Origin of the sequence: Clostridium porci (genome assembly GCF_009696375.1) — a bacterium.
Taxonomy (GTDB): domain Bacteria; phylum Bacillota; class Clostridia; order Lachnospirales; family Lachnospiraceae; genus Enterocloster; species Enterocloster porci.
Genome location: NZ_VUMD01000013.1, coordinates 84,209 through 96,670, shown reverse-complemented (window position 1 = coordinate 96,670; position 12,462 = coordinate 84,209). Strand labels below are relative to the sequence as shown.

Annotated in this window: 9 protein-coding genes and 1 pseudogene; 2 read left to right on the top strand and 8 right to left on the bottom strand. The window is 45.7% G+C overall.

Annotated features, from left to right (window positions below; all coding sequences use genetic code 11):
* The first annotated feature begins 146 nt into the window (after positions 1 to 146).
* A pseudogene (locus FYJ39_RS21695) lies at positions 147 to 1,254 on the top strand (IS91 family transposase).
* A 464-nt stretch (positions 1,255 to 1,718) separates the two neighbouring features.
* Here FYJ39_RS21695 and tsf read toward each other — a convergent pair.
* The 8 genes from tsf to FYJ39_RS14420 form a co-directional block, all read right to left on the bottom strand.
* Positions 1,719 to 2,654 (bottom strand): translation elongation factor Ts, encoded by a 936-nt coding sequence (gene tsf / locus FYJ39_RS14455; protein WP_154473169.1) that lies wholly within the window; start codon positions 2,652 to 2,654, stop codon positions 1,719 to 1,721.
* A gap of 29 nt (positions 2,655 to 2,683) precedes the next feature.
* Positions 2,684 to 3,430, bottom strand: coding sequence for a 30S ribosomal protein S2 (gene rpsB / locus FYJ39_RS14450; protein ID WP_154473168.1), 747 nt, complete (start codon positions 3,428 to 3,430; stop codon positions 2,684 to 2,686).
* Between the two features lie 222 nt (positions 3,431 to 3,652).
* Complete coding sequence (gene codY, locus FYJ39_RS14445) at positions 3,653 to 4,441, bottom strand: GTP-sensing pleiotropic transcriptional regulator CodY (RefSeq protein WP_154473167.1); 789 nt, start codon at positions 4,439 to 4,441, stop codon at positions 3,653 to 3,655.
* A 154-nt stretch (positions 4,442 to 4,595) separates the two neighbouring features.
* Positions 4,596 to 6,680: a type I DNA topoisomerase gene (topA, locus tag FYJ39_RS14440; protein WP_154473166.1), complete on the bottom strand. Its 2,085-nt coding sequence runs from the start codon at positions 6,678 to 6,680 to the stop codon at positions 4,596 to 4,598.
* 32 nt (positions 6,681 to 6,712) lie between these two features.
* The gene (dprA, locus tag FYJ39_RS14435) at positions 6,713 to 7,894 is read right to left on the bottom strand and encodes a DNA-processing protein DprA (RefSeq protein ID WP_154473165.1); all 1,182 of its coding nucleotides are present in this window, start codon (positions 7,892 to 7,894) and stop codon (positions 6,713 to 6,715) included.
* Positions 7,879 to 9,417 carry a YifB family Mg chelatase-like AAA ATPase gene (locus tag FYJ39_RS14430; protein ID WP_154473164.1) on the bottom strand — a complete coding sequence of 513 codons (1,539 nt, stop codon included), beginning with the start codon at positions 9,415 to 9,417 and terminating at the stop codon, positions 7,879 to 7,881. Before FYJ39_RS14430 ends, dprA begins: the two co-directional genes overlap by 16 nt.
* A gap of 177 nt (positions 9,418 to 9,594) precedes the next feature.
* Entirely contained in the window at positions 9,595 to 10,380 is a 786-nt protein-coding gene (locus FYJ39_RS14425) for a TIGR03915 family putative DNA repair protein (RefSeq protein ID WP_154473163.1), read from the bottom strand.
* Positions 10,381 to 10,397: 17 nt separating this feature from the next.
* Entirely contained in the window at positions 10,398 to 11,885 is a 1,488-nt protein-coding gene (locus FYJ39_RS14420; RefSeq protein ID WP_154473162.1) for a putative DNA modification/repair radical SAM protein, read from the bottom strand.
* A gap of 272 nt (positions 11,886 to 12,157) precedes the next feature.
* On the opposite strand from FYJ39_RS14420, the gene FYJ39_RS14415 reads away from it, so the two are divergent.
* Entirely contained in the window at positions 12,158 to 12,442 is a 285-nt protein-coding gene (locus tag FYJ39_RS14415) for a hypothetical protein (RefSeq protein WP_154473161.1), read from the top strand.
* Positions 12,443 to 12,462: the final 20 nt, after the last annotated feature.

The window sequence follows — 12,462 nt, the reverse complement described above, 5'->3', positions numbered from 1 at the left end:
CAAGAACAAAGTGCCTTCGGCGCTTCACCCCCCTCCTCCCTACCCCTCATTCATGAGGGGAATTAGGGATTTCTTTTTGTGCCGTTTTCCTTCATAATAGTCTTATGAGCATACTACAAAATATTTTTAAAGACCATTAGGAAGAAATGATTTATACATTACATCCACGTGACTCTGTCATTAAGAATGCGGATAAAATGATCAACTGCGTTGATACTTCTTTTGGTAGTGCCATATATGGCTGTCTTCACTGTGGTAAGTTGAAATTTGTCCCTTTCCGCTGTCACGGCCGTTTCTTTCCCACCTGCGGTAATCTCTATGCCATGCAGCGCACTGCCTCTATGTCCTTCAAGCTTGTTAACGTTGCTCATAGACATTGCGTTTTTACCATTGATGATAACCTCCGTGACTTTTTTCTTCAGGATCGTACCATGCTTGACTGCCTTTTCCATGCCGCGGCCAGTGTTGTTTCCCCCATGTTCTTCAAGCTGAACAAATCCTTGAATTTCACTCCCGGTTTTATCATACTCCTCCATACCTTCGGCAGGGATTTGAAATGGAACCCTCATATCCACTGCCTCATTTCAGAAGGCGGATTCAGCGATAATGGTTTTTGGCGTAATATGAATCATTTCAACTATACCTACCTCCGTAATGCCTTCCGTACAGCACTTCTTAACGAAATGGAAGCCAAAATCGGCTTCTCCTTCAAAAAAGGCAAAAGCTGCCTGTTACCGCGAACACAAGGAAGGCTTCTACGTCTATGCCAGACCGAATAGATGCGATCCCAAGACCGTAGTGAACTATATTGGCCGGTATCTGGGACGTCCTGTCATTGCCACTCCAAGGATCGACAGCTGCGATGGTAATCTTGTTACGTTTCACTACAACCGTCATGAGGATGATAAATACGTGGAAGAAACGCTTCCGGTCATGAAATTCATTTCCCGCCTCATCCAGCACATCCCGGAACAACCTTTCAAAATGATCCGCTATGGCGGGATCTATGCCAGACACCGGGATATTGATAAAAAACTCCACCGGGCTATCTCCCGCGAAAAACACCACTTTTATCGCAGCTTTAATCAATGGCGTACTGCCATTCTTTCCGCTTTCGGCTATGACACTTTAAAATGCGAATGCGCAACCACCCTGCTGTTTTTAGAACTCTATTTTAACCATAAGCGTGTTTCTCTGGAAGAAATGCACGAGAAAGCCATGTCCCGTTCTCCTGGAAGAAGGTCTTCTGCATGACTTTCCCATTAGACTTCCGTGTGATATACTCTTTCTTAAAGGAGGATGATCACATGACTCCAAACACAAAGAAACTACGCCAAAAAATATATGGATAACCCACCAGAAGGAATGACACCCGGGGACATTCGCCGCATGAGCGAGGATGCACTTCTGGATATGGATTATTTCCTAAATGAAGACGACCTGTTTGCTGACGAGGCTGGAGTGGAATGTTTCTATATCTTCTGACCGTGTCGTCACACAACCATGTTCAAAGGCACCGTTATCTAACATACGTTCTGAGAACATGTGTTTTTTTGCTGTCCCCAAAAATCGTAATTTCCTATAAAGCAAAAAAGGCCCCAAGATACTTTGAAATCGTATCTTGGAACCTCTTTTTATGATAAACTATCCTTATATAACCTTTTTATGTCCAACTTTACGGACATTTGGTCGATTTTAATTCGGACGTTGACAATAAATTAGTTTCCCATCTGCTTTGCAACCTCAGCCGCAAAATCCTCATTCTTTTTCTCAAGCCCCTCGCCAGTCTCAAACCGAACAAACTTTTTAATGGTCACATTAGCTCCGTTTGCCTTAGCAACTGATGCTACATACTGGGCTACGCTCTGCTTTCCATCCTCTGCCTTTACGTAAACCTGATCTAAGAGACAGGTCTCCTTCAATTCTTTGTTAATACGGCCTTTTACCATACCCTCGATAATCTTATCGTTAGCATCCGGCTTCTCATTCTTAGCTGCCGCTGTGAGAATTTCGGTTTCCTTAGCAATATATTCAGCGCTCACTTCGTCTCTGCTGGTAAACATTGGCTTTAAAGCCGCCGCCTGCATCGCTACATTCTTCGCCATCTCTTTGAGATCGTCATTAACAACATCTGTCTCAACATCAACTAAAACGCCAATCTTTCCACCTGCGTGAATATAAGAAGCAACGAAACCGTTAGTCTCTTCCACCTGCTCATAACGACGGATGTTCATATTCTCTCCGATAATGGAAATCTGAGAAGCAAGAGCCTCCTTTACGGTGAGGCTTGGGTCCTTCTCCCACTTCTCCTCCATAAATGTCTCTAAGCTATCAGCAGTAGTATTCAAAGCCTGTGCCGCAACCTCCGCAACATAGGTCTGGAACTTTTCATTTTTAGCAACAAAATCAGTCTCAGCGTTCACCTCAACTACTACTGCTTTCTTGCCATTCTCAGTTAACGCGGTAGCTACGATACCCTCAGCTGCAATACGGCCAGCCTTTTTAGCGGCTCCGGCAAGTCCCTTCTCTCTCAGGAACTCGATTGCCTTCTCCATATCACCGTCGGTAGCTGCAAGGGCTTTTTTGCAGTCCATCATTCCTGCCCCGGTTGTCTCTCTTAACTCTTTTACCATTCCTGCGGTTACTGCTGCCATGTTATCTTCCTCCAATTTAAAAGTTTGAATTAAGCCTCTGCTGCCTCAAATGCCTCTACCGGAATCTCCAGTTCCATAGCGCCTTCTAAGATTTCGCCCTGCTTTGCCTCAATAACAGCGTCAGCCATTTTGGAAACAATCAGTTTAACAGCTCTGATAGCGTCATCATTTCCCGGAATTACATAATCCAGTTCCTCCGGATCACAGTTGGTATCCACAATACCGATTAACGGAATGCCCAATGTGTGAGCTTCTTGAACACAGATATGCTCCTTCTTTGGATCTACGATAAAAATAGCGTCCGGAAGTCTCTTCATATCCTTGATTCCTCCCAGGTTTTTCTCCAGCTTATCCCATTCCTTCTTCAACTCTATCACTTCCTTCTTAGGAAGAACATCAAAGGTACCATCCTGTGACATCGCTTCAATTTCCTTCAGCCTTACAATCCGGCTCTGGATGGTCTTAAAATTGGTCAGCATACCGCCCAGCCATCTCTCATTTACATAATACATCCCGCAACGCTCTGCCTCAGTCTTAATGGCCTCCTGCGCCTGCTTTTTGGTTCCTACAAACAGAATAACGCCGCCGTCGGCCGCAATATCTGATACTGCCTTGTAGGCCTCGTCTACTTTCCCTACAGACTTCTGAAGATCGATGATATAGATGCCATTTCTCTCTGTGTAAATGTATGGAGCCATCTTAGGGTTCCATCTTCTTGTCTGGTGACCAAAATGCACACCAGCCTCCAGTAACTGCTTCATTGAAATTACGCTCATCTTTCTTACCTCCATTTGGTTTTTTGCCTGCTCCACTGAGCATGGGAGTTTAGGCTCTTCCGTCTGCTTCTGATATTTCCCGGAAGACCTGTATGAAATCCTTTCCAGGCACCGTTCCGCAGAATCCACAAACGTGTTTTTTTTCATCCTTTCGAATATAGCATAAAAGGAGGCGGCTTGCAAGTATTTTTTGCAAACCGCCTATCATTAAAATAAATCTTTTTATTTTAAATTGGAATTAGATGCTTTGATAGCCTTAAGCTCATCAAACACCACATCATTCAATACTTTAATATAGGTTCCCTTCATTCCAGAGGACCTGGATTCGATAACCCCCGCGCTTTCAAACTTTCTGAGTGCGTTTACAATAACGGAACGGGTAATTCCCACTCTGTCCGCAATCTTGCTGGCCACCAGTATTCCCTCACTGCCTTCCAGCTCCTCAAAAATATGAATGATAGCTTCCAATTCTGAAAAGGACAGAGTGCTGATAGCAGACTTTACGATCTGTACCTTCCGTGTCTCCTCTGCATTTTCCTCATTCACGGAACGCATCATCTCCAGACCTACTACAGTCGTTCCATATTCACTTAAAATAATATCATCAATATCATAGCTAGAATCCGATTTATAAATAAATAAGGTTCCCAGCCTTTCTCCTGCAATATCAATGGGAGTGATGATTGCCTGGTATTTCTTAACGTTCTCCTCTGCAAATCCCAGAGTGGCAAGATTCACATTTTCCTTGGTGGACAAAACGCTTAAAAGGCGCTCATTCAGCATATGATCCACATAACCGCCTACCTGGTCTTCAATTAGCTCTTCAATCTCATCCACACCAGGACAGCAGCTGACTCCCAGAACTTTCCCCTTCTTGCTGATTACCAAAATGTTGGACAACAGTATCTCACTCAGCACTCTACAGATGTCATTAAAAACGACCTTATGAGAATTGTTGTTATGCAACAGATTATTGATTTTCCTTGTTTTGTCCAACAATTGTACGCTCATCTGCGAAAACCTCCTTATCCACTTTGTATTACACCTGAAAACATGCTACTAATAAGTAAATTTTAGCACAATTCCTAAATAATAACAATAGTTTTTTGAAGTTTTCAATCATTTATAGATTTTTTAATTTTCTATTTTATCCTTACAAGTATTTCTACTTCTCTGTTTTGTCTGTACGATACCCGCAGGTCTCATCAGAGCAGAGGAGCTTACTTCCTTTTTCCACCATATAGGCTCCGCATCTGGGACATTTTTGAGTAGATGGCTTCTGCCAGGACATAAAATCGCATTCCGGGTTAGCCTCACATCCAAAGTACAGACGGCCCTTCTTGGTTTTCTTGCGGACTACTTCTTTGCCACACTTTGGACAGGGAACTCCAATCTTCTCCAAATATGGTTTTGTATTTTTACAGTCTGGAAAGCCGGGGCATGCCAGGAATTTACCATGAGGACCGTATTTGATTACCATTGGACGGCCGCAGAGGTCGCAAACTTCTTCAGACACCTCATCTGCTATTTTTACGGACTCCAGCTCTGACTCTGCTATCTTAACTGCCTCATTCAGATCTGGATAGAAATTGCTTACTACTGTCTTCCAGGGGACAGTTCCGTCAGCCACCTTGTCCAAAAGAGATTCCATATTTGCTGTAAAGTTCAAATCCACAATACTTGGAAAAGAATGTTTCATAATGCGGTTTACCACTTCTCCCAGCTCAGTCACATACAGGTTTTTGCCTTCCTTCACTACATATCTTCTTGCAATAATCGTGGTAATAGTAGGCGCATAGGTGCTTGGACGTCCGATCCCCTGATCCTCCATTGCCTTAACAAGGGAGGCCTCCGTATAGTGGGCAGGAGGCTGAGTAAAATGTTGGCTTGGCTCCAGCTTATCCAGTTTAAGAACCGCTCCCTTTTCCAGGCTTCCCAGAGTCTGGTTCTTCTCCTCTCCGTCATCTGATTCCACATATACAGACATAAATCCGTCGAACATAAGCCTGGAAGCTGAGGTAGTGAAGATATGGCTTCCTGCCATAATTTTAACAGAAGTGGCCTCATATATTGCCGGAGCCATACGGCTGGCTGCAAATCGCTTCCATATAAGCTGATACAGACGGAATAAATCTCTCTGCAAGGATTCCTTTACAATGGTTGGGGTAAGCGTTATGTCAGTGGGACGGATAGCCTCATGAGCGTCCTGTATTTTACCGCTATTCTTGCTCCTTTGCTCTCCTCTGGCCTCATACTTCTCACCATAAGAAGCCTTCACAAAGGCTCTTGCCGAGGCATCCGCTTCATCTGCTATACGTGTGGAATCTGTACGCAGATAAGTAATCAAACCCAATGTTCCACGGCCGTTAATCTCCACACCCTCATAAAGCTGCTGGGCCAGACGCATGGTTTTCTGCGTAGAGAAGTTTAAAACTTTGGATGCCTCCTGCTGCAATGTACTGGTCGTAAATGGAATGGGAGCCTTCTTCACACGCTCCCCCTTCTTTACCTCCTCAATGACATAGCTACAGCCTTCCAATGCTTCCAGTATCTGATCCAGTTCCTCCTTACTGCGAATAATCACCTTTCCGTTTGAATCCTTAGGGCCATAGTACTTTGCTGTCAGAGGCTTTCTGTTCCCCTTCAGCAAAAGGTTGGCTTCCAGATTCCAATATTCCTCAGGAATAAACGAATTGATCTCATCTTCCCTGTCGCAAATCATACGCAATGTCACAGATTGGACACGGCCTGCGCTTAACCCCCTCTTTACCTTTGCCCAAAGCAAAGGGCTGATGGTATACCCTACCATACGATCCAACATTCTTCTGGTCTGCTGTGCATCTACCAGGCTCATATTAAGGGCCCTTGGACTCTTCAAAGAAGTTTTTACCGCATTTTTCGTGATTTCGTTAAAGCTGATACGGTAAACATTTTTATCCTTCAATTCATCCAGCCTAAGGGCTTTCATCAAATGCCAGGAGATAGCCTCCCCCTCACGATCCGGGTCCGTTGCCAGGTAAATCTTGTCTGCCTTCTTCACTTCCTTACGAAGCTTAGCAAGTACATCCCCCTTTCCCCGTATGGTAATGTACTTGGGCTCATAATCGTGTTCCACGTCAATTCCCAGCTGACTTTTGGGAAGATCTCTCACATGGCCTCCAGAAGCATCCACTTCATAATTGCTCCCCAGAAACTTTTTGATGGTCTTTACCTTCGCCGGCGACTCCACAATTACCAGATAATTTGCCATTATAAAACTCCTATTCCCTCATTTATATATTCTTAATCTCTGATTTCATTTTTGTCTTTCAGTGACCCGCGGATATAATACTGACCTGCGGTCCGTACGGCAAATCCTCCCAGCTCCAGTTCCAGAAGAGCGCTCATGCAGCAGCTGACAGAAAGGCCTGTGGCTGCCGCAACCTGCTCCAGATGTCTGGGTTCGGAATCTAGGCAACTATACACTATTTTTTCAGTCTTGGCAAGTCCCTTCTGATTTTTTTCATGAAGCATGCTTTTATTTTTGTAGAAAATGCCCATATAATCCAGTATATCATCCGGAGAGGTAAGAATGCCTGCACCATTTTGTATCAGATGGTTACATCCTTCACTCAGAGGGTCTGTAATACGGCCAGGAAGCGCAAAAATTTCCCGGCCTTGCTCCAGTCCCAGTTCCGCCGTAATCAGGGAGCCGCTCTTTTTTCGTGCCTCAATCACCAGAATCACATCGGACAGGCCGCTGATAATCCGGTTTCGTACAGGGAAATTAGATGCATATGGCTCCTGGTCAGGGTAATATTCCGAGAGGATGCCTCCCTGGGCCATAATCCGCTCATAGAGGGTATAATTGCTTCTGGGATAACAAATATTCACACCACAGCCCAGAATTGCGAAGGTCTTTCCCTCCCCTCTCAACGCCCCTTCATGACCTGCGCTATCAATACCCAATGCCAGACCGCTGATAACCTGTATTCCGTTTTCAGCCAGCTTCCGTCCCATATACTCTGCCTCCAGCTTTCCATAGCTGGTACAGTTCCTAGCGCCTATAATGGAGACTGAGGGCTTGCTGCTATGAGGAAGCTCTCCTTTTACAAATAAACCCATAGGATAATCATAAATATTCCTCAGTTTTCCAGGATATTCCTGATCCAAAGGGGTAATAAAACGGATTCCCCTTTCCACGAGGCTATAGTAGTCCTCCTCCATGACCTGAAACTGTCCTTTCCATAAGTTGAATTTACGGCATACCTCCTCCCGTTTTACAACTCCTAATTCCTTAAGCTTCAATCCTTCTATATAATAGGCAGCCTCGAAGCAGCCAAGCGCCTCTCCTATGCGCCGTACCGTTACCGCCCCGAATCCGGGAAAGCGGCACAGCCAGTAAAGAAACGCTTTCTCCCTGCTTCTTTTTGCAGCTTCATATGCAATGCGCTCACCTTCTGACTCCGTCATCCTCTTCCCCATAGCTTCTCCTCCAAATGGCTGTATCCAAAAGCCTCCGCAAGATGTTCCTTCTCGATCCTTGCGCTACCTGCCAGATCCGCAATGGTTCTTGCCACCTTCAGCGTTTTATGGTACCTTCTGGCGCTCAAGCCTCTTGTTTCATAGACTTTTTTTACAAAAGCCTCCTCCTGGGGCTTTAGGACACAGAATTTTATAATCTCCTTTGTTCCCATACGGCTGTTAAAGCGGATTCCCGTCCCCTGAAACCGATGTGCCTGTATCTTCCTGGCTGCCTCCACCCTCTGTCTTATGGAGGCGGAATCTTCATTCTCCAGGCTTCTTCCCTTTAGCTCCTCAAAGGTAACAGGAACCGCCTCCACGCAAATATCAAACCGTTCCAGTATCGGCCGTGATATCCGGCTTAGATACCGTTGAATTTCCGCTTCTGAACAGTTACAGCGGCTTCTGTCTGGATAAAAACCACATGGACAGGGATTCATAGCCGCAACCAGCATAAAATCTGCAGGAAATACAAAGCTGCCTGACACCCTGGTCACCACCACCTGTCGTTCCTCCAAAGGCTGCCGCAGGATCTCAATAGCCGCGCGGCTGAAATGAGGCAGCTCATCCAGAAACAATACGCCCCCCGAAGCCAGGGAAAGCTCGCCGGGCCGGGCTGGAATCCCGCCTCCTGAAAGCCCCTGAGGTGTAATCGTATGATGAGGGCTTCGAAAAGGCCGTTTTGACAGCAAAGGCCTATCTGGCGGAAGCAGCCCGCAAATGCTGTAGGTTTTGGAAATTTCAATATCTTCCTCTCTTGTCAATGCCGGAAGAATTGTAGGTATTCTCGATGCAACCATAGTTTTCCCCGTTCCAGCGCTCCCGTTCAGCAAAATACCATGCAAACCTGCTGCCGCAACCTCAGCAGCCCTGCGAAGCACCCTTTGACCGCTTATCTCCCTAAAATCCAGGCTGCCTCCCTGCTCCTCCTTCCATACCTCCTCATCCATACTGCTGATTCCAGCTATATCAGAAGGATGCTCTAAAAGCCTGGCCATATGTCCCAAAGACTCCACCCCAACAATCTCCACACCTTCAATCACCCTCCCCTCCCTGACATTCATCTGGGGAAGAAAGCATCTTACAAGCCCCTGTTCTCTGGCAGCTGTCACAAGAGCCAGCACGCCGCTTACATGCTTCACGCTGCCATCCAGCCCCAGCTCACCTATTACCATGCTGCTCTTTAAACATTCCGTATTCACCAGACCATAAGCTCCTAATATGGCCACAGCGATAGGCAGATCATATGCCGTGCCTCCCTTTCTCACCCCGGCAGGCGACAAGTTTACAGTAATTTTTTTGGCAGGAAGCCGGAATCCTGAATTTCTGAGGGCAGTCCTGACCCGATCCTGGGCTTCTCTTACTGCCAGGGCTAGTTGTCCCGATATCGAAAAGCCAGGCAGTCCTTCTGAGGCATCTGCCTCCACAGAGACAACAAAGCCCTCCACAGCCCGGATACCGCCGCTGTTAATTTGTGTAAACATACGTTTCCCCTTTCCTCTTAGACTTTACTTCAATTCATATGTGTTTGGAAAACAGCACGATACCGTGCCTGAAAGCTAATTAAGTCAGAGCAGGGAGAAACCCTGCATATAACTTAAAGATAGTATTACTATACTAAAAGAATTAAAAAAAGGCAAGGGGATTTCTATGACGAAGGTCTATCTGTCAAACTCCGTCATACTGGGCCTGAACCTCAGCGGCAAATGGTTTCTCTGACACTTATCGTTCTTCCTCTCCTGAACAGCAACCGCGTCAAAAAATGTACGCCACAGATTTTGATAGATCTCCTCATCTGTCTGTTCTCTCAGACATGAGCCAATCCAGCTTTTTCCCTCAGACTCCTTCCCCTCCTGAGGAACATCTGAAAGAAACCAGGACTTACCCATGGGATGAACCGCAGCCTTCAAACGGCTCTTATCAATGATCATCCAGTTCTCTTCTGGAAGACGATCCGCAAAATAGGGAGCCAGCAGAGGGAGCACATCGTTTTTAGGGTCGATCTTGCTCACCAGCACTCCGCGGAAGGTCTGGGAAAACCTGGTGAACTGTACCAGGCGGTGATTCTCATTATAAACATTCCTGTTCATCCTGAATATCTCATAAACAGGGGGAAGCTGCATCATATCCACAACACCTGGCCCGTATCGGAAGGCCTCCACCAGGAAGCGGTACATCCGATCTGGCCTGTCCGCCTCCTGGCTTAAAGAGGCAATATAGAGCTGCTCATAAATCCTATGAGACAGCCTAGTTCCAATGGAGCGGATAACCCTTTCCACCCTCTCCTGAACCGTCTCCACTTCCACATACTCCGCAAACAATTTCAGGTCCTGATCCCCTCCCCTAAGCTCCAGCCGAACATTTTCATAACCCTTGCCTTCCATAAAGGCCGCATAGATTCCGCACAATATATTTTCAAAATCAGGTCCACATACATAAACTGTCATACAAGATCCCTCACCGATTATAAGCTTCCTACTACCGCTCCATATTGATCCTCTCTGGTCACTGGCATCTCCATATGCATATCGTCAAACAGAGAAAGCTGACGGAAGCTGTCTTTGTGCTCAATATCCCAGGCCGCCCGCCTCTCGTCCCCTAGCAGGCTGTTGGTAATGTAGTCCCGATCCAGCTTAAATCCCTCTGACATATGTCCAGAGCAGGTAATAAAGTACTGCGCCCGCTTCATCACCACTCCCATTCGTTTCAAATCCTCAAAGGACAGCTTCCCCTTTCTTCTGGCTGCAACAATCCTCATGGCAGACTTTACCCCCATCCCAGGCACCCTCAAAAGCTGGTCATAGGAAGCCCGGCTTACCTCTACAGGGAAATACTCCAGATGTCGCAGGGCCCAGTCGCACTTTGGATCCAGAAATACATTAAAATTAGGCTGGGCTTCTGATAAAAGCTCCTCTGCCTGAAATCCATAAAAACGCAGAAGCCAGTCCGCCTGATAGAGCCGGTGCTCCCTCAATAGTGGTGGCCGCCCGCCCGGAGCCGGTAGCTTACTGTCCTCATTGACAGGTATATAGGCCGAATAAAACACCCGTTTTAACCCATAATTCCTATAAAGAGCCTGACTAACAGACAGCATTTGATAATCAGTTTCCGGAGTGGCTCCCACAATGATCTGAGTACTCTGCCCTGCCGGAACAAAGGGATTCTTCTTATATGCAGAAGCGGGAATACACCGGCTCCCTGCTCCATTTCCATTTAAAAGCAGTCCTGCTCCATTTGCCAGCTCCGGCTTAATCAGCGCCGCTCCTCCTGCAAATCCTGCTCGCTGCACAGCATAGGACTTCTTAAGCTCTCTGTCGTATCCCAGAAGATGGCTTGATACAGAAATTCCCTGCTGAATCTGGCGCATAGGCTTTAGTATTTTATCTCTGGTTTTTCCAGGAGCTAAGCTCTTAAGCCCCTCTGCCGTGGGAAGCTCCAGATTGATGCTCATTCTGTCTGCCAAAAACCCCATCTGCTCCACCAACTCTTCATCTGCTCCAGGAATCGCCTTCACATGGATATATCCGTTAAAATTCCATTGCTTACGCAGCTTATATACTGTCTCATATAAAAGCTCCATGGTACGATTTGCATGATTCAAAATTCCAGAGCTTAAAAATAATCCCTCAATAAAGTTTCTCCTGTAAAACTCTATGGTCAGCCTGCAAACCTCATCGGGCGTAAAGGATGTACGCACAACATCATTCGAACTTCGGTTCACACAGTACTTACAATCATAAATACACTGATTTGTAAATAATATCTTCAAAAGAGAAATACACCTTCCATCTGCCCCAAAGCTATGACAGATTCCAGCCTCCAAGGTATTGCCAATGCTTCCGGCTTTCCCCCTCCTTTTCACTCCGCTGGAGGTACATGCCACATCATACTTAGCCGCATCCGTCAATATCTTAAGCTTTTCCTGTATGCATAAATTTTCCTGTATCAGCATCTTATCACCACCGAGAACATATGTTTGTTTTATAGTCTAGCACACTTTTCCTATAAAATCAAGTATTTTCGAACATTTGTTTGCGTTTAGGTGACTCTCCTAATTTCATATAGCGAACCTGCCTAAAAACCCCTGTTATTTCTCCTTTGTTTCTTCTCCTTCAGCTTTTACATTCATCAGACTCACCAGGAACATTTATTTCAAAGGTAATATTGGAATTTCACATGGTTGCTCTGGCTGCGAAAGAGCAAGCCTCAGCATGGTTATTTTGAATGAGAAAAAAGACAACAGGTGTCAATCCCATTGTCTCTTTTTATTTAAATTTTCAGCTTATCTTTTGGCTTTTTTCGACTGGATTTTCAGTCGGTTTTCGCTGGGATTGTGACAATTACTGTCAAGGTGCAATTAAAAACTCACCTTTTGTCCCACTAAAAACAGCCTTTTACCACTTCACTCTTTTCTTCTCTTTTAAACTTTCAGACTTGATTCTTTCTGCCTTGTTCTCTGCTCTTTTTCCGGCTTTTGATCAGCTGCATCATTTGACACTGTCACAATAAAGGGCAAGAACAAAAACAGC

Excerpts from the sequence above, each read along its gene's own strand:
- tsf (WP_154473169.1), bottom strand. The coding sequence starts at position 2,654 with ATGGCAGCAGTAACCGCAGGAATGGTAAAAGAGTTAAGAGAGACAACC.
- rpsB (WP_154473168.1), bottom strand. The coding sequence starts at position 3,430 with ATGAGCGTAATTTCAATGAAGCAGTTACTGGAGGCTGGTGTGCATTTT.
- codY (WP_154473167.1), bottom strand. The coding sequence starts at position 4,441 with ATGAGCGTACAATTGTTGGACAAAACAAGGAAAATCAATAATCTGTTG.
- topA (WP_154473166.1), bottom strand. The coding sequence starts at position 6,680 with ATGGCAAATTATCTGGTAATTGTGGAGTCGCCGGCGAAGGTAAAGACC.
- dprA (WP_154473165.1), bottom strand. The coding sequence starts at position 7,894 with ATGGGGAAGAGGATGACGGAGTCAGAAGGTGAGCGCATTGCATATGAA.
- FYJ39_RS14430 (WP_154473164.1), bottom strand. The coding sequence starts at position 9,417 with ATGTTTACACAAATTAACAGCGGCGGTATCCGGGCTGTGGAGGGCTTT.
- FYJ39_RS14425 (WP_154473163.1), bottom strand. The coding sequence starts at position 10,380 with ATGACAGTTTATGTATGTGGACCTGATTTTGAAAATATATTGTGCGGA.
- FYJ39_RS14420 (WP_154473162.1), bottom strand. The coding sequence starts at position 11,885 with ATGCTGATACAGGAAAATTTATGCATACAGGAAAAGCTTAAGATATTG.
- FYJ39_RS14415 (WP_154473161.1), top strand. The coding sequence starts at position 12,158 with ATGAGAAAAAAGACAACAGGTGTCAATCCCATTGTCTCTTTTTATTTA.